We start from the raw sequence: 18,214 nt of genomic DNA on the forward strand, positions 1-18,214 counted from the left end.
CACTCTCATAGGGGTGCGCTTTCCCCCGAGGACTCCGCCAGCCCCCGTACAAGCAACGACATCGTATCCTCTTACGTCGAAGCATGTGATGCCGCCCGCACAAATCATCTGCGTTTATGTCGGGCGAAGCCCGAGCCGAAGGCGTATGCGCATTTTCCTGAGGAACGAAGGAAAATGCGCATACGCAATAAGCTTTCGAGGTGGCTCACCTCGCCGCCGGAGGCGCGCTTTTGGCTTTTACACTTTCAACCCATCACCCGCACTTGGTGTACCCGCAGAGATGGCAAGTGACGCACCCTTCTTCGTGGGCCATGGCGCCGCCGCAGTCCGGGCAGGGGTCGTCGATGAGGGAGGGCTCCACCTTGACGCCGTTTGCCGGGCCTTTGCCTTTGAGGTAGCGTTTCTCCAGCACCCGGCCGATGGCATCGGGGATGGAGAGAACCCGGCCCCCTTTCTGGAACACGGCGTGCTCGCCGCCGATGCCTTTCACCTGGTGGATGATCTCGGAGACGTCCACCCCGGAGCGAAGGGCCAGGGAGATGAGCCGTCCGATGGCTTCGGTCTTGGCCGTGGTGGATTTGCCGGACTTACCGATGGTGGCAAACACCTCAAAGGGGCGGCCGTCCATCTCGGTGACGGTGACGTAGAGCTGGCCCATGCCGGTGCCGATCTTGGAGGTGAAACCTTCCAGGATCTCGGGACGCTCCAGCACCCTGTGGGAGGGCTCGGCCGGGGCCGCCTCTTTTTTGGCGTCGGAGACGGAGAGGACCTGGTTTTCCTTGCTTCCGTCCCGGTAGATGGTGACCCCTTTGCAGCAGAGGTCAAAGGCCATGTCGTAGATGTCCCGCACCTCGTCTTCGCTGGCCTGCCTGGGCAGGTTCACGGTTTTGGAAACGGCGTTGTCCGTGTGGTTCTGGAAGGCCGCCTGCATGCGGATGTGCCACTCCGGGGAGACGTCGTGGGCGGTGACGAACACGGCCCTTACATCCTCGGGGATCTCCTCCATGTGAGCGATGGTGCCGACCTTGGCGATGCGGGCCATGAGCTCGTCGCTGTAAAAACCCCGGGCTCGCGCCGTGGCTTCGAACAGGGGGTTCACCTCCACCAGTTCGTCTCCGTCCATCACCCGCCGCACAAAGGAGAGGGCAAACACCGGCTCGATGCCGCTGGAGCACCCTGCGATGATGCTTAAGGTCCCGGTGGGGGCGATGGTGGTGCAGGTGGCGTTGCGGTACGCCCGGGCCTCATCCCCTTTGAAGACGCTCTTGTCGATGTTGGGAAAGGCCCCCCGGGAGACGGCCAGGTGCCTGGAGGCCTCGTGGGCTTCGGCCTGGACAAAGCCCATGACCTTTTCCGCCAGGGCCACGGCCTCGTCCGAGTTGTAGGGAATTCCCATCATGAACAGAAGATCGGCAAAGCCCATGACCCCCAGCCCGATTTTCCGGTTGCCCTTGACCATCTCGTCGATGGCGGCAAGGGGGTAGCGGCTCATCTCAATGGTGTCGTCCAAAAAGCGTACGGCAAGCCAGACGGTCTCCTTGAGGGCCTCGTAATCCACCCGCGTTTTGCCTCCCTGGACCGCCACGCACCGGGAGAGGTTCACAGACCCCAGGTTGCACGCCTCCATGGGCAGCAGGGGCTGCTCCCCGCACGGGTTGGTGGACTCGATCTCCCCGATCTCCGGGGTGGGGTTGTCCCGGTTGATGCGGTCCAGAAAGACGATGCCGGGGTCCCCGTTGAACCAGGCCTGATGGATGAGGGTCTCGTAGACGGTGCGGGCGTCCAAAGAGCCCCGGGGCTCTCCGTTGCGGGGATCGATGAGGTCATAGGCCTCCCCCTGGCGCACCGCCTGCATAAAGGCGTCGGTGACCCCCACGGAGATGTTGAAGTTGTTCAGGGCTTCGTTGTCCTCTTTGCAGCCGATGAACTCCAGGATATCGGGATGATCCACCCGCAAAATGGCCATGTTGGCCCCCCGCCGGGTGCCCCCCTGCTTCACCTGCTCGGTGGCGGTGTTGAAAATCTTCATAAAGGAGACCGGCCCCGAGGCCACGCCCCCGGTGGAGCCCACCCGGCAGTTCTTGGCCCTGAGCCGCGAAAAGGAGAAGCCCGTGCCACCGCCGGACTTGTGGATCAGGGCCGCATTCTTCACCGCATCGAAGATCCCCTCAAGGCTGTCGTCCACGGGCAGCACAAAGCAGGCCGCCAGCTGCCCCAGATCATTGCCTGCGTTCATCAGGGTGGGGGAGTTGGGCAGAAATTTGAACTCCGTCATCACACGGTAAAACGCCTCGGCAACCTCCGAGGGATCAAGACCGTCCTCGTAGTATCCTTCTGCCTCGGCAATACAGCTTGCCACGCGCTGGAAAAGCTCTTCGGGCGTCTCCTCAAGATTCCCGGCGGGATCCTTTTTCAGGTACCGTCTCTCAAGGACCGTTCGTGTATTGTCCGATATTTTCAACATACCGCTCTCTTTCATGATTCCCTCTCGCGTTGTCGCTGTCATCTTCTCTCCGTTATTCACAGGTCATCTCAACCGAATTTTATCATGTATGTTCCCCCCGGTGTCACCTGAAAGGAGTCGGAACCCCATGGGGGGAACCAACACACCGGACACCCGAGCAGGCAGGAGAATCAAAGAGAATCACCTCTCTTTTTTCTCTCCCATGGGCCGCAACCCGCTTTTTTTTTTACTGGATGGGTGTTGTCAGGAAAACGCCTCCGGGAACACCGGCTGTCTCTGGATGGGCTCAACTGCTCTAAACGCCATTTTAGCACAAGATATAGTGGCGTCAAGATCAATTTACGCAGCATATAGCGGCATTGACATGGTTTTGGTCGGCTGCTATCGTTCTGAGTTTACCGAGACAACACAACCATGACTGACGGTAAGGGGATCGGGACCATGACAGGGAAGACACGCGGTACACAACCGCTCCAGACGATGCAATCCGCCATCGTAACGAGGCCTTGAACGCCCACCCAGGCAAGAGGTATCGGCCATGGCCTTTCCCCTTTGCCGAATCCCGGATTCAGGCAGCCCAGCCCCCCGCCACGCCAACGGAGAGCCACATGAAAAACCACACCGAGATCAAAGTCAGGGGCTATCACCTGGACCTGTACGGCCACGTCAACAACGCACGCTACCTCGAATTCATCGAAGAAGCCCGATGGGCCCTTTTTGAGGAACACCTGGGCAACCTGGCGGCTAAGGGGTACTCCTTTTTTGTCGTGAACATCAACATCAGCTACCAGAGCCCCGCCACCCTGGGGGACACCCTGGAGATCGACAGCCGCATCACCCGCTTCGGGGGCAAGAGCTGCACCCTCAGGCAGACCATGACCAAAAAAGGCACGGCCACCCCCGTGGTGGAGGCCGATGTCACCTTTGTCATCGCCGGTCCCGAAGGCCGCGCCCTGCCCGTGGAAGGGGACATTAGAGAGATGCTGGCCCCCTTTGCCGCGTAAAGACCCAAACAAGCCTCCGGCAGAGCCGCCGGAGGCATTGGTCTTGTGTGTTTTGTTCTTATGCCGCCGCGTAACGCCCTCCCAGGGGCGGACGCCCCGTCGCCACCTGTTTACGCAATGGATAAATGAGCCGCAATGAAAGAGCATTCCCCCGGAAAATGGACGGTTTTCGCGCTGGTCACCACGGGCAGCTTCATGTCCACCCTGGATTCCAGCATTGTCAACGTGGCCCTGCCCACCCTCATGGGCAGGCTGAACACCACCATGGTCACCATCGAATGGGTGGTGCTCATCTACCTCATCGCCTTTACCTCCCTGATCCTGAGTTTCGGGCGGCTGAGCGACATTGTGGGGCGCCGCATGGTCCTGGTGGGGGGCCACGGCCTTTTTACCCTCTCCTCCCTGCTCTGCGCCCTCTCCCCGTCCGTGGGTGCCCTCATCGCCGCCCGGGCCCTCCAGGGCACGGGGGCGGCCATGATCATGTCCTGCAGCCAGGCCCTCATCGTGGACGCCTTTCCGGAAAACGAGCGTGGCAAGGCTTTAGGCAGCATCGCCACGGTGGTGGCAGCAGGCCTTACCTCGGGCCCTGCCGTGGGCGGATTTATTCTCACCCATTTTTCGTGGCGGATGATCTTTGCCGTCAACATCCCCGTGGGGCTCACCGTGGCGGTTCTGGCCGCGCGTATCCTCAAGGGTTCCGAGGCCGACACCCGGCGCGACGAGCCCTTTGACCTGCCCGGTGGCCTGCTCATCGCCCTGTCCTGCGGGGCGCTCTTCACCGGCCTCACCCACGCCCACGCCTGGGGCTACACATCCTTCCGGGTCCTTGGCCTCACCGGCACAGCCATTGCCCTGGCCCTGGTCTTCGTGGCCCACGAAAACCGGACCGCCCACCCGGTCATGGATCCCAGCCTTTTTAAGGAGCGCATCTTCCGGCTGCCGGTGCTCTCGGCCATCACCCTTTATACGGCCCTGTTCACCATGGTCTTTCTCATGCCCTTTTACCTGCTCTTTCCCATGGGCTACTCCGAAGCCCAGGTGGGCACCGTCATGACGATTCCCTTTGCCCTGCTCTTTGTGGTGCCCCCCTTTTCCGGCGCCCTGGCCGATCGCATGGGCTCGCGGATCCTCTGTGTCCTGGGCATGGGCATCCTCAGTCTGGCCCTGGCCCTGCTGGCCTGGCCCACGGAGGTCACGGCCTTTCCCCCCATTGCGTTCAAGCTGGCCCTGGCCGGCTTTGGCGTGGCCCTTTTCCTTCCTCCGAACAACACCACCATCATGAGCTCGGTGCCCGCTCCCCGACGGGGCGTGGCCAGCAGCGTGGTGGGTGCCGCACGGAACCTGGGCATGGTCACGGGTGTGGCCCTTGCAGGGGCGGTCTTTAACCACACCTACACGGCCCTGTCCGGGGCCAACGGGCTCTCCACCTACACCCAGGCACTGCAGGGCCCCTTTCTCACGGCCTTCCGCTACGCCCTCTTCTGCGGCGCAGCCACAGCAGCCCTGGGCAGCCTTCTGGCCTGGCTACGGGGGCCGGACACTCCGGCCAGGTGACCCCGGTGTGATCCAGCACATAGACGGATTGAAAACCAGCCGTGTAAGCTGCGTCTTCACTGCCGGTAAGGTGGGGACGCCTTGAAGCCCCGGCCCGGATATTTCACGAGAACGCCTGACGGCTCACACCAGGAGATCGCCCATGAAACGACTTGCCCCCCTTCTTTGTCTCATGCTCCTTTTCTGGGGATGCACCGAGACCCTGAACCACCGATCGGTCCCGCCGGAGCCCGTCGAGGCTGAAAAGGCCATGCCTCCCCTCCCCACCTTCGGCATGCACGCAGATGAAGGCGTCATGACCCGGGAGGCAAAAAGCGCCCCGGTACGGAAACGGGGCTTAGGCGCGCCCTCGGCCTCGGCCTCCGGGCTCAAGGCCGCCTACGCCGATGACAACCGGCAGTTCAACCACTTCCTCGATTTTCTGGAGACCTACAAAGAGGTCCCCCATATCCCCGCAGATGTCAGCGAGCGCATCACCCTTTCCGTCCTGGACCAGAAAGGGCGCACCCTGCCGGACTGCACCGTCCGCATTGCCCTGGGGGGCAAGACGGTGGAAACCGGGAAAACCACCGCAGACGGGATCTTCCGCACATACCCCGCCCTGTACGCAGGCACGGCACAAACCCTGACGGCCACCCTTCGCTACGCTGATCTGGAGAAGAAAATCTCCCTTGATCGCAGCGGACGACGCGACGTGACCGTCACCCTGGACACCCACAGGGCCCTTCCCGCGGCCGTGCCCCTGGATCTTCTTTTCATCCTGGACACCACGGGCAGCATGGGCGAGGAGATCGAGCAGCTGAAAACCAGCATCGACCTCATCAACCTCAACCTTTCTCAGCTCTCCGTGCGCCCGCTGATCCGATACGGCATGGTGATGTATCGGGACGCAGGCGATGAGTACGTCACCAGAACGATCCCCTTTACCACCGACTTGGAAGCGTTCAGGCAGCGGTTGTCCCGCGTGCGGGCCGGAGGGGGAGGCGACACCCCGGAAGACCTGGAAAGCGCCCTGCAAAAAGGAATCGACGAGATGGACTGGAACGAGGCTGGCATCCGCCTGGCCTTTGCCGTCACCGACGCGCCGCCCCACCTTGATTACGACCACGCCTTCACTTACATGGATGCGGCCCACACCGCCCGGGAAAAGGGCATCAAAATTTTCTCCGTGGGCACCGGCGGGCTCTCCCTTGCCGGGGAGTATGTGCTGAGGCAGCTCTCCCAGCTCACGGGCGGGGCTTACATTTTCCTCACGTACGGGGAGAGGGGGGAAAGCGACGGCGGCGCTCCTGGGAGCGTCAGCCACCACACCGGGGCCAACTTCACCTCAGACAAGCTTGAAGCCGTTATCATCAACATCGCCCGAAACGAGTTGAACCACCTTGTGGCCCAGCCCGACGAGACACACGGGGAGTACTTCGAAGGAGTTGCCGGCAGCCAGAAGCCCGATGAGGTCACAGCCGAACTCTTTGAAAAGGCCGTGGGACAGCTGGCGGATTACGCGGCCATCTCCCTGTCGGGAAAACCGGCCACCGCCGTGCTCCCCCTGGCCTCGGAACTCTCCGGCCCGGACGCGTCCTACCTCACCTCGGCTCTTCTCATTGCCGCCACCCGCCACCCCCTCTTCACCGTGGTGGAGAGGGACAACACCTCGGCCATTGCGGATGAGATCACCCTGGGACTTTCCGGGTTCGTGGACGAAGAGACCGCGGCAAGGGCAGGGCGCCTCACCGGCGCCGAGCTGCTCATGGCCGGGCGTGTCGTCACCTCGGGATCCAGGGTCGATGTCATCGTTCGCCTCGTTCGCGTGGAAACCGGAGAGGTCCTCTCCGCCACCAGAATTCTCATGGACACCTCCCTTCTTCCGTCGGCCTGGGATTGACACCGGGATCCCACAGGAAACACAACACATGGCGCGATGCGCGATATCAACAGCGAATCGCGCCATGGCACGTCTCGCAAGATTTTTTCACGGATGTGATTTATTTCATAGAATCCTGATAAATAATTTACTATGTATGTATACTTCATTGATGATCAAGGATTCCTCGTAAAACCTGTACACCGCTCCTAAAGGGTGAACTGGGTCTTCACCAGGAGACAATCATCGGTGAACGTATTATAATGTATTGATTAGTTGAAAGGAAATGTCATGAAGAAGTGTATTGTAGCCCTGGGTGCCCTGCTGCTGGTTGCCGGCACCTCCTATGCGTCCACCGTCAGCGAAAACTGCGGTTGCGGCCTCGGCAAAGAACTCATCGGCGAAAAAACCGGTCTTGCCTGGAACATCCTCGGTACCTCCCTCAACGGTACCAGCGGAAACCAGACCTTCGGTATCTCCTCCGGAACCCTGGGTTGTGACAAGCCCGAGAGCTTCGTCAGCAACGAGCGCATGGACGCGTTTGTGGCCGACAACATGGACAGCCTGGCTGTTGACATCGCCTCCGGCAACGGCGAGAGCCTCGACGCCCTGATGGAAATTGCCCAGGTATCCGGTTCTGAAAAGGCCGCTGCATGCCAGGCCCTCCAGGCAAACTTCGACACCATCTACCCCACCGTCGACGTTGAGCACGCTGCTGTGTCTCAGTCCATCCGAGGCGTTCTTGCTCAGATCTAGCACAACATCCGCATGGAATTGCCCCCGCCTTTCGGCATGGTATTGCCGGCTGGCGGGGGCTTTTTTGCTGCTTTGTATCGCACTGGTCCCGGCCCCGCTATTCGCCGAGCCCCCGGACGCAGGCACGGAAGCACTCGTGCGCATCGCCCGCGAACGCAAGCTCTCCGAGAACCCCTACTGGCGGACCCTGCTCCACTGCCCCGTGGGCCTGACCCCGTACCGGAGCTACATAGACGACCCCGCCTTCTTCCTGGCAGAGACGGGAAAGACCGATGCCGACGCAGAACTCACCGCCCTGATCCGCACGTTTTTCACAGGAGAGGCCCCCGGCGACGTCCCCCTGTGCCGATTCATCGCCCGATACACCTGGGTATACGACCAGCTGTCCGATGTCCTGGATACCCCGCCCCTGGTATGCGAGGAGGCCGCAAGGCTCCGTCCCTCATCGGCCACCCTGATCTTTCCCACCTACCATCTCAACAACCCGGCCTCCATGTTCGGGCACACCTTTCTGACCATCGAGACCGACTACCAGGCCCCGGTGCTGGCCGACGCCGTGAACTACGCGGCCCTGCCCGACAGCCAGAACCCCATCACCTACATGTTCAAAGGCATCGTCGGCTCCTTCAAGGGGTATTATGCCATCCTCCCCTATTACAAAAAAATCCAGGAGTACGGGGACATGGCACAGCGGGACATCTGGGAGTATCCCCTGACCCTCACCCCGGAAGAGACCCGGCGCATGGTCCTTCATATCCTTGAGCTGAAGGAGAGCTACAGCTACTACTATTTCTTTGACAAAAACTGCTCCTACATGCTCCAGTTCCTGCTGGAAACGGCCCGGCCCGGCCTCTCCCTCACCCATGAAAAAGGGCTCACCGTCATCCCCATCGACACCATCAAGGCCATGCAGAAAGCGGGCCTCATCTCCGAAGCCAGATACCGACCCTCCCTGGGAAGCCGCATCCAGGCCGGCGTAAGACGCCTCTCCAAAGACGAGGTACGCCTCGCACAAAACCTCAGTGACGGCACCCTGCCCCCGACGGACTTTCTCGCCATGGAGCTTCCCGATCGCACCAAGCGTGTCACCCTGGACCTTGTCACCGACGTCACCCGCTACAGGCGCGCCAAGAAAAAACTCTCCCAGGAGGAGTTCAGGCCCAGGTTCCTTGGGACCCTCAAGGCACGCAAGACCCTGGGCAAGGGAAGCCCCGAAGAAAAGGCCGTGCCCGCGCCCCCCGAGCCCACCACGGGCCATGATGCGTCACGTGTCTCCGCCACCTTCGGGGTCCGTGACGGGGACAGCTTTGAAGAGCTCGCCTTTACCCCGGCCTTCACCAACCTGCTCACCACCGACTACACCCGGCGCGAAGGCGTCCAGATCGAATTCCTGCACACCCGGGTCCGCTACGACAACGAAGACAACGAGCTGGACCTGGAAGCCTTCACCGTCCTGGACATCCTCTCCCTGTCCCCCCGCAACCCCTTTATCCGGCCCCTCTCATGGACCTTCCACGCCGGGTATGAAAAACGGATGACCGAAGCGGGGGACATGAAAGGCGCCTACTCCCTGCGTGCCGCAACGGGCATGACATGGAACCTTTCAGACGACAGCCTCTTTTTCATCCTGCCCGAAGCCGAACTCCTCGCCTCCAAGGGCCTGGACAAAGGGATCTCTGTAGGGCCCGGGCTCCGCACGGGGCTCCTCTTCTCCCCCACGGAGCGATGGCGCATGCTTCTTTCCGGCAACATCACCCGGCGCATGCCCGACGACACCACCGAAACCCACGCGGCCTTTGAAACCAACCTCACGGTAAACCGCAACAACCGCATCGGCCTCTCGATCTCCCGCACCGACGTCGAGAGCCAGCATGCCTGGGAGACCAGCCTCTCCTGGCATCGTTATTTTTAGGCCAGAAGGGGACGTTGCCTCCGGCAGGGACGCCGGAGGCAACTGAACAGTGGGGCCGTACCTTTAACTGCCGGCCGCCACCCGGCGTCAACACCGGCAACACGTTGCGATCCTTCGGGATTCCATGGTAGAGTAAAAAATCAACCGTTTACCATCCATTTACCCCACACCGGTGCGCCCATGAAACCACACACCCGTCGCAGCCCCAGGCCAGCGTGGCTCCTTGCCCTCTACAGGCAAAACGACCGCTATCAGCTCCACCCCATTGCCGTGCATATTCCCAACGGCATGGTGCCGGTGGCCGGAATATTCATGGCCGCAGGCTGCCTCTTTCATATCCAGGCCCTTGTCTTTGCGGCCTACGTGAACCTGGTTGTCATTGCTCTGTCCATGCCGGGGGTCATCCTCACCGGCATCGCTTCGTGGCAACACCGGTACAAGGGAGCCACCACCGCCCTGTTCCGCACCAAGCTTGTCTGCAGCGCCCTGGTCCTTGCAGGTGCTGTCCTGATCCTTCTCTTCCAGGCCCTGTACCCGGTGAACGTGCACCGGCTCACCGGTTCGGCAAAAGCCCTTGTCGCAGCCTACCTCCTTCTGCTGATCCCCACCATCCGTGCGGGTTCCCTGGGCGGCAAGCTGGTCTTCGGCGGCCGAAAGCAGATATAAAAAAAGGGGGGAACGCACGTTTACGCGCATCCCCCCCCCGTCAATTCACGCGGCCCGATCCGGGCTGTTTCCTCCCCCCTTACAGGGTCGTGAACATGGACACCTTGGGCTTGACTTCCACGGTCTGCATTTTGGCCAGCCCGTCGGCCAGGGCCTTCTGGATCCGCTTCTCGCTCCAGGGGTTTCGCAGAAACGAAAGGGTGGTAAACCCTTCGGCCTTGGCCTGGAACACGGCATCCCCTTTCTGGTCCAGAATCTGAATCCCCAGAATGACCCGATAACGCTTGAAGAGAAGGTACTGGTCCTGATCCTCGATCTTGAGGTTGGCAGACAGGAAGGCCTCCTTCCTGTTTTTGCCCTTGAGCTCGTTGACCACCTTTTTGCGCAGGGAGGTCCCGGCCATGATGTGGTGGAACTCACGGTTGGAGGTGGCCGGGTGGACCCACTCGCAGGTGAGGCTCGAAAGCAGGGCGTCCACCTGGCTGTTTCCGGTCTTGTAATCCTTGATGCGATCGAGTTTTTTTGCCCTGCGCTTATCAGTCTTGAGATCAAACCCAAAGGGTTCCAGGGCCTTTTTCATCTCCTTGTACGTATCCATCCCCAGGGTGCCAAAGGAGTCTCCCCCGGCCACCTGCTTGGCCAGGTCGATGACATCGGCCCCGCCGTCGCTGCTCACCTTGTAGTGCCCCACAAGGACGGGAACATGCTTTTTATCCATCCAGTCCGCGTCCTTCTGGACCCAGGTGGACGCGCAGCCCGTCAACATTGTGCCTGCCACCAGAGCCACCAGTACCGTGGCCATGCCCTTCCATCTCCTGCAGCCTTTTTCCACAACAAACCTCCGAAATCCCAAAAATAAGACATTCATCCGCGGCCTCTCCCACCTGAGGGCCCTTCACGAGAAACCGTTCCCCGTCTACCTGCCTGCCCGTTGCCTCTGGATAAAACGGGGTATAACCAGGGACCAATCATCTGCCGGGGGCAACATCACTCCGCCGGATATATACATGCGGTTCTTCAGTAAAAAAAGTTAAAAGAAGGCCAAAAAAAGTACTCAAACGCAATACACAGAGCCTTTATTGGCGATTGACTCGGCACTTCTTTTTGTCATATAAGCTATGATTATTTTGCTAAAAAGATGACGCAACGAATCATTTCGGACAGGTACGCCGTGCGCCGTCCAAAAGCATGAGTCATGAAGGAACAATGCATTACTCCTGGCACACCGTTTCCTCGGCACAGAAGGGCCATGGTGGTGAATGAGCTGAGGCAAGGATCGGACAAAGCGGTTTCCATGAATATACTTGTTGTCGAAGACGAACAGACGGACTTTATCCTCATCAAGCACGCCATTGAGCAATTGGGTACCTCGTACACCGTCCTGCACGCCGAGGGGTGCAGGGAGGCTGTCCGGACCATCCACGAAACCCCTGTCTCCCTGGCCCTGGTGGACATCCTCCTGCCGGACGGAGACGGCCACAAGATCACGGCTCACCTGCAGAGCCACGACATCCCCTTTGTCATGGTCAGCAGCAAGTCCCTTCCCGAATCCGTGGTGCGCTCCCTGAAATCGGGGGCCGAGGACTACATCCGAAAGCCCTTTGACATTGCGGAGCTGGCGGCACGACTGGAGTGTGTCCTGAGGCGCACCCCGGAGCTCGCCACCGCAAAGAACGACGAAGCACTTCCCGGTGCCGCCGCCCTCGACATCGACTTCACCCCCATCGAGCACCGCCTCCTTCACCGCCTCCGCCTCCGATTCGACACCTATGTCCCCTCGGACGAACTCATTGAGGCGGTCTGGGGCACCGCAGGCCTGGAGACCTCCAAAGGAGCCCTGAGGACCTACATCTCCCACATCCGGAAAAAGCTCACCCAGGCAGGCACCCCCCTTGCCATTGTGAGCAAATGGGGGCGGGGGTACAGGCTCACCCGTACCGACGGCTCCGAAGCGTGATTCGCACAGGGCAACGCGCCACAGGGGCCAGCGCCCCCGGGACGGCCCCATGAAGCTCTCCCTGAAAGTCATCAGCATCTTTTTTATCAGCGTGCTCTCCGCCCTGATGGTCATGGCGGTCATCGGCATCAACATCTCCATCAGGCAGTCCACCCGCAACCTCAAAGAGGCGGCCAACATCGCCCTGACCTCCATTGCCACGACCCTCTCCGAAGACATCGGCACGGGATTTTCCCATGTAAAAGAGATCGCCGAACACCCAACCGTGGCCGCCCTTCTCACCACCCCGAAGGCCCACAGAAGCGAGGCGATGATCCAGGAAGTCAGGGACCTGTGCCGCCACTACCGGCAATTCAATTCACGCTTCAAGTACGTTTACCTGGGCACCCGGGACGGGAGCCTCATCGTGGACAGGGAAATTGCCCTGCCCCAAGGGTACACCCCCGTTGTCCGGCCCTGGTACACCGGGGCCCTGGAAAAACCGGGCACCCCCTTCATCAACGACCTGTACAACAGCGTCCCGGACGGGCTGGAGATCACCTCCATCTCCCTGGCCGTCAAAGGCCCATCCGGAGAAATCGCCGGGGTGGTGGGGGTGGACTTTCTGTTCTCCCGGTACCATACCATCATGCAGAACCTGGCCTTTAAATCCGGGTTCATCGTCATCACCCACAACAACGCCTCCCTCATCGCCCACTCCCAGGATCCTGCCGCAGGCTACACAAGCCTCTCCACCCCGGAGAACAGGGACCTTGCCCGGGCCAACACCGCCGTGAACGGAGAGACCGTCATCATCCACGGCAAGCGGTACACCGCCTACACGCGGCAGATGGACCGGTACGACCTGAAGATCCTCACCTTTGTCTCGGAAGCCACCCTCCAGGATATCCGACAAAGCTACATCCTCCTGTACACCCTCACCGCCGGGGTGATCCTTCTCATCGTGGGCATCACCGGGTCCCGCCTGGCGCGGAACACCCTGGCCGTGGAACAGGCCTCCATCCGGGCCAAGCAGGACTTTTTTAAAAACATGAACCACGAGATCCGAACGCCCTTAAACGCGGTGGTGGGGTTCATCGATCTCCTCAGCGAAACACCCCTGGACCCAAAACAGAAAACCTACGTAAGCCACACGCGCACGGCTTCCAAGCACCTGGCCGGCATTGTCAACGATGTCCTGGATATCTCCAGCATCCAGGCGGGAAAATACCGCATTGTGGAGCAGCCCTACCTCTTCCACGACCTCATCGGCCATATCGTGGCCCTGGTGGAACAGACCCTAAGGGGCAAAGACGTTCGCCTCCACGTCTCCGCCTCATCGGAAATCCCCCACGCCATGAAAGGGGACAGCATGCGCCTGAAACAGGTGCTCTTGAACATCCTGCAGAACGCCGTCAAATTCACGGACAGCGGCATCATCTCCCTGCGCATCGGGTGCAAAACAGAGGAGGACCGTATCTGCCTGGAGTTCACCATCACCGATACCGGCTCCGGCATCGCCCCGGACCACCTGCCCCATATTTTCGATGAGTTCACCCAGTTTGCCGAAACCAATGTCCAGGGGACCGGCCTGGGCCTTACCCTCACCCGCAAACTGGTGGAGCGCATGGGGGGCAGCATCTCCTGCACCAGCAAGCCGGGCAAAGGGACGCGCTTCACCTTTTTCGTGGTGCAAAAACCCGTCCACAAAAGGGGCGACGAGTCTCCGGAAAAGACCTCCGGAGCCCCAGCCTCTTCCCCCCTTTCCCAGTGCCCTGTCCATGAGTTTACGGCCCCGGGGGTATCGGTTCTCCTGGTGGAAGACGACCCCCTGAGCCGCACCATGGTCTGCGAACTCCTGAAAGGCCACCGCATGGAGGTCCACACCGCCGAGACCGGCAGGGCCTTCCTGGACACCATGACCTCGGACCGCACCTTTGACCTGGTCATCACCGACATGAAACTCCCGGACATCAACGGGCGCACCGTCGTGAGGCGTTTAAGGGCCCATGTCCCGTCCCTTGCCCTGCCCCCTGTCATCGCCTTCAGCGCCGTGGACACCGAAGAACAGCTGAAGCAGAGCCCCTTCGATGCCTTTATCCGAAAACCCATCGACATCATCACCTTTCGAAAGACGCTGCTTGCCTGGCTCCCCCGTGAACGCGTCGTCACCGGTGCCCCCCGGCCCAAGGCACCTGCCCCCCTTCTTGCCGGGGAGACATGCCGGGAAAAATACGGCACCGGACTCTATGTGAAACTGCTGCACGTTTTTCTGGAGGATCATCGGGAAGGCATACAGATCATGGAGACCATGATCCGGGAGGAACGATTCTCGGACCTGGAGGTGAGGGTCCACCGCTTCAAGGGCGCTCTTTTGAACATCGGCGCCCCGAAGACGGCGGCCATGGCCGAATCCCTGGAGCACAGGCTTGAGGCAGGGGAAGCCATCGGGATCGATGAGCTGGCCCCCCTGGCCGGGGAGACGGCCAGGGTCATGGAGGAGGCCCGCGGCCTCCTGGCCACCTTGGAAAAAGAAGCGGAAACGTAACCAGAACAAGCCTGCCTTCCATGGTTAAAGTCGAATAAACCACAGGATCAAGAAAGCTCAGCAAAGGCAAAAACGATGCCTTCTATGGTTAAAGTGGGCTCAAAAAGCGTGCCTCCGGCGGCCAGGGGATTTTTGGCCTAAGTGGCTTCGCCACCCCTGGACCCCAGGTTGCGAAAGCCCTCCCCCTTCGTTCCTCAGGGGAAGAGCTTCCGCGAAGATTTTCGTGAATATTGAGCAAAACCTGTTTGTCAAACTTTTCAAAAGTTTGGCCCCCGGCAGGGCCGCCGGAGGCATCTTTAACTTGGCTGCCTCCGGCGGTGAGAGTGGCGAAGCCACTTAGGCAAAACACCTCGAAAGCAGGTTGCGAATGCGCTTTCCCCTTCGTTCCTCAGGGAAAATCACATTCGCTGTTTCAGATGAAACTGCATCTGTTTAGTAAGCCTGTCGTTATGAGATCCGGCAAAAATTTTGCCCCGGCAGGGCCGCCGGGGGCCTGCTTGTTTCACCCACGCTGCCCACAGAAGGCAAGCTGGCGAACACCGGTCACCCCCGTGCCAGTATCGCGTCCAGGCGGCGGACCGCGCGGGCCACGAGCTCCTGCACCCGCCCTGCGGCCCGGATCGCCGCCTTTCCCTCGGGGGTGGAGGGGTCAACCCCGCCGTTGAGGGCTTGGCAGGCCAGGGCCCCATGGTCGGCCACAAACCCATTCCGAAAGGTGTCCACCAGCCCCCGGACCCGGTCCCGAGCCCCGGGCTCCGCGATGGTTTCGGGACCTGCCGCCAGGCCGATCACCAGGCAGGCCGAGGTCATCACCCCGCAGGTCCCGCCTCCGGCCCCCATGCCCCCGGCAAGGCCCGACGCCAGCTTCAGTGCACAGGCATGCCCCAGCCCCATCTCCTTTGCATAGGTGAGCAAAAGGGCCTCGGAACAGGAGTACCCGGCCTGAAGAAAATCCGTGGCAACGGCCACGCGCGTTGATGTCGTCATGTATCCCCCTTATGGTATGTCAATTCTTATGCACAGACGGCCTGGCCCCCGAAACGGGTCCCGGACCATGCCCTCAACCCTGCACCACGACGGGTGCCCCTGTATTGGACAAATGCGACTTTTTCCAGGGAGGTCAGGCCATGCACTGTGAAGGGGAGTAATCGGCCAGGCTGAGGCACTCGCGGATCAGGTGGGACTGGTCAAAAAAACCGCACCGGGCAGCCACGTCGGCGGCATGGGAGGTGGAGAGGTGCCCCAGGGCACGGGAGAGACGAAACATGCGGGCAAGGTGCTTCGGAGTCACCCCGATGCGCTCATCAAAGAGTCGCTCCAGATGGCGTCGACTCACCCCGCACCGGGCGGCCAGGTCCTCCATGCCCACATGGCCCCCCGCCTGGCGAATAAGGGCCACGGCCGTTGCCACCACCCGGGCATAGGATAAAAAGGCGCTCCTGCGCGCCTCAAAAAAGGCATTGAACCCATGCGCGTAGGCCTCCGGCGCATCGCCTTTGTTCCGGGCCACCGCCTCCACGCCCAGGCCCTTGAGCTCCCAGAGTTCGTCCAGAACCACGCACTGCCCGGCAAACTCCATCTGGGGCATGGAGAGAAAGGGGAAGACCCCGCAAGGACAAAACCGAACGCAAAAAAGCCTCAGGTCGCCGTCTGACCCGAGCCCCACCCGACGCGACATGCCCCCCAGAAGAAAAGAGGAGGACACCGTAAAGGGAGCGCGCCCCTGAACGCTTACGGACACGGGATCCCCCAGGTTGAACACCAGGGCCACCCCGCCGAAGAGCTCAAGGGCGGCCTCGCCTTTCAGGTAGCGATACGAAGAGATAAAGGGAGCGAACTCCGAAGGAGGGGCGATGACGGCCATGGGCACCTCAACGGGCCACGCTGTTTTTCAAGCGTTCCACGCGTTTTCGGTTAACGCCGAAGTCGCTGTACCCCGTGCGGGAGGCCGATCGGAAATGGATGGTGCGGCTGGCCTCGTCGATATGCACCTCCAGGTCATCCACAAACCGGAAAAGGGCCGAGCGAACCTCGGCGTGGAGGTAGGTGTCGGTGCGGGTCACCAGGGTGACGCGGGGGGTCTTCTCAAGGGCCGAGACAATGCGCGCCATGGCCTCTGCAGGGGAAACCGTTAATGGCAGGGGAGCGATTCCATGGGTGTCGTCATCGGCCTGGGAGGAGACGCAGTTGGGCGAATCCGGGCAGGGGGAGAGTCTGCCCTCCATGACGCCCAGGTTATCGGGCTTTTTCCCGGCAAAAAGCGAGCACCCTGAAAAGAGACAAAGGACAATGGCACCAAACACAAGGGCCTTGATGGTCATGGAAAACCTCCTGATATGGGGTGGCGGTGGCAATACGACACGTAAGCGTAACCCAGTCGTAACGATTCAGTACCAAAAAACTGCCTCCGGCGGCCCTGCCGGGGGCCAAACTTTTGAAAAGTTCGACAAATAGATTTTGTCCAATTTTCTCAAAGCCTTCGCGAATGTCCTCGCCCTGAGGAACGAAGGGCGAGGACATTCGCAACCTGGGGTCCAGGGGATCATCCCCTGGCCGCCGGAGGCACGCTTTTTGAACCGACTTTAGCCATAGAAGGCAAGCTGAATCGTTACACCCAGTCAAAAAAGCGGCCCTGCCGAGCCGACCCGGGCTATTTGCGAACAAACAGAAACATGTCTGTGGTGATGCTCCCGTCCGGCTCCGGGTAATCGCTCAGGTGGGTCTCCACCACGGCAAGGTGATTCTCGGCAAGCCAGCCCTTCACCGCCTCGGGGTCGTGGTAGGTAAAATGAAGCTTGCGGCCCCCGGAAAAACCGGCGGTCTCGTACCCGTCTTTTTTCCCCACCATGAAGCTCAGGTAGAGAGCGCCCCCGGGTGCCAGGCAAGAGGCAACCTCCTTGATGACGCCCCTGGCCTCTTCAGGCGAGATATGCACGATGCAAAACGAGGCAATGACCACATCAAAGGTGCCGAGCCCTGAGAGGTCCCGGATGTCCCCCACCCGAAAACAAAAGTCCCCGGACGGCATATGGGCTTTGGCCAGGCTCACCATCTCGGCCGAGAGGTCGATGCCGGTGACGGACGCCTTTTTCCCGGTCATCAGTACGGCGTTGTTCCCCGGGCCGCAGCCGATGTCCAGCACAGCTGCCCCTTCCGGCACATAACTGTCGCGAAAACGGATCATCATCTCCCGGTACGGAGCGTAATCCATGAACTTGTCCGCGTAGGCACCCGCGGAGTCATCGTAGGTGGAAATGGTGGTCTTGAGGCGGGATGTCATAACGGTCTCCGGGCTAAGGGCTAAGGGCTAAGGGCTAAGGGCTAAGGGCTAAGGGCTAAGGGCTAAAATAGCCGAATACATTCAGGTATCAACTCAAAAAACGAAACGTCAACACGAAAACCAACGTTTGTTTTACTTATGCCTGCGGGGGCTGAATGTTTAAAAAGTTGTAACTATTCAGCTTGCCTCCGGCGGGTCGCTTTTTTGAAAAAAAGCTCCGCAAAAAACTTTTC

The 18,214-nt window shown here is 60.6% G+C and carries 14 protein-coding genes; 8 read left to right on the forward strand and 6 right to left on the reverse strand.

Annotated features, from left to right (window positions below; all coding sequences use genetic code 11):
- Window positions 1-253: 253 nt before the first annotated feature.
- Window positions 254-2,506 carry a vitamin B12-dependent ribonucleotide reductase gene (locus tag MSL71_RS04365; protein WP_246317703.1) on the reverse strand — a complete coding sequence of 751 codons (2,253 nt, stop codon included), beginning with the start codon at window positions 2,504-2,506 and terminating at the stop codon, window positions 254-256.
- Between the two features lie 566 nt (window positions 2,507-3,072).
- Here MSL71_RS04365 and MSL71_RS04370 point away from each other — a divergent pair.
- The 6 genes from MSL71_RS04370 (at window position 3,073) to MSL71_RS04395 (ending at window position 10,217) form a co-directional block, all read left to right on the forward strand.
- Window positions 3,073-3,468, forward strand: coding sequence for an acyl-CoA thioesterase (locus MSL71_RS04370; RefSeq protein ID WP_180137427.1), 396 nt, complete (start codon window positions 3,073-3,075; stop codon window positions 3,466-3,468).
- Between the two features lie 135 nt (window positions 3,469-3,603).
- A complete protein-coding gene (locus MSL71_RS04375; RefSeq protein ID WP_180137428.1) occupies window positions 3,604-5,022 on the forward strand; it encodes an MFS transporter in 1,419 nt (472 codons plus the stop codon).
- 142 nt (window positions 5,023-5,164) lie between these two features.
- Window positions 5,165-6,904: a VWA domain-containing protein gene (locus tag MSL71_RS04380; protein WP_180137429.1), complete on the forward strand. Its 1,740-nt coding sequence runs from the start codon at window positions 5,165-5,167 to the stop codon at window positions 6,902-6,904.
- A gap of 270 nt (window positions 6,905-7,174) precedes the next feature.
- On the forward strand, window positions 7,175-7,639 hold the full coding sequence (locus tag MSL71_RS04385) for a DUF3015 family protein (RefSeq protein ID WP_180137430.1): 465 nt from the start codon (window positions 7,175-7,177) through the stop codon (window positions 7,637-7,639).
- A gap of 64 nt (window positions 7,640-7,703) precedes the next feature.
- Window positions 7,704-9,551, forward strand: a complete 1,848-nt coding sequence (locus tag MSL71_RS04390; RefSeq protein ID WP_180137431.1) for an Lnb N-terminal periplasmic domain-containing protein — start codon at window positions 7,704-7,706, stop codon at window positions 9,549-9,551.
- 180 nt (window positions 9,552-9,731) lie between these two features.
- Entirely contained in the window at window positions 9,732-10,217 is a 486-nt protein-coding gene (locus MSL71_RS04395) for a hypothetical protein (protein ID WP_180137432.1), read from the forward strand.
- A 79-nt stretch (window positions 10,218-10,296) separates the two neighbouring features.
- On the opposite strand, the gene MSL71_RS04400 is transcribed toward MSL71_RS04395, so the two are convergent.
- Window positions 10,297-11,019 carry a hypothetical protein gene (locus MSL71_RS04400; RefSeq protein WP_180137433.1) on the reverse strand — a complete coding sequence of 241 codons (723 nt, stop codon included), beginning with the start codon at window positions 11,017-11,019 and terminating at the stop codon, window positions 10,297-10,299.
- A gap of 492 nt (window positions 11,020-11,511) precedes the next feature.
- Between MSL71_RS04400 and MSL71_RS04405 the strand changes: the two genes are divergently transcribed.
- Window positions 11,512-12,174 (forward strand): response regulator transcription factor, encoded by a 663-nt coding sequence (locus MSL71_RS04405; protein WP_180137434.1) that lies wholly within the window; start codon window positions 11,512-11,514, stop codon window positions 12,172-12,174.
- A 49-nt stretch (window positions 12,175-12,223) separates the two neighbouring features.
- Window positions 12,224-14,701 carry an ATP-binding protein gene (locus tag MSL71_RS04410; RefSeq protein WP_180137435.1) on the forward strand — a complete coding sequence of 826 codons (2,478 nt, stop codon included), beginning with the start codon at window positions 12,224-12,226 and terminating at the stop codon, window positions 14,699-14,701.
- Window positions 14,702-15,244: 543 nt separating this feature from the next.
- Here MSL71_RS04410 and MSL71_RS04415 read toward each other — a convergent pair.
- From MSL71_RS04415 to MSL71_RS04430, 4 genes are all read right to left on the reverse strand, one after another.
- Window positions 15,245-15,688 carry a C-GCAxxG-C-C family (seleno)protein gene (locus MSL71_RS04415; RefSeq protein ID WP_180137436.1) on the reverse strand — a complete coding sequence of 148 codons (444 nt, stop codon included), beginning with the start codon at window positions 15,686-15,688 and terminating at the stop codon, window positions 15,245-15,247.
- A gap of 133 nt (window positions 15,689-15,821) precedes the next feature.
- The gene (locus tag MSL71_RS04420) at window positions 15,822-16,565 is read right to left on the reverse strand and encodes a helix-turn-helix transcriptional regulator (protein WP_180137437.1); all 744 of its coding nucleotides are present in this window, start codon (window positions 16,563-16,565) and stop codon (window positions 15,822-15,824) included.
- A 7-nt stretch (window positions 16,566-16,572) separates the two neighbouring features.
- The gene (locus MSL71_RS04425; RefSeq protein ID WP_180137438.1) at window positions 16,573-17,022 is read right to left on the reverse strand and encodes a DUF1499 domain-containing protein; all 450 of its coding nucleotides are present in this window, start codon (window positions 17,020-17,022) and stop codon (window positions 16,573-16,575) included.
- Window positions 17,023-17,351: 329 nt separating this feature from the next.
- Window positions 17,352-17,981: a class I SAM-dependent methyltransferase gene (locus tag MSL71_RS04430; protein WP_180137439.1), complete on the reverse strand. Its 630-nt coding sequence runs from the start codon at window positions 17,979-17,981 to the stop codon at window positions 17,352-17,354.
- Window positions 17,982-18,214 lie beyond the last annotated feature (233 nt).

Source organism: Desulfoluna butyratoxydans (assembly GCF_900699765.1).
In the GTDB taxonomy this organism is placed as follows: Bacteria; Desulfobacterota; Desulfobacteria; order Desulfobacterales; family Desulfolunaceae; genus Desulfoluna; species Desulfoluna butyratoxydans.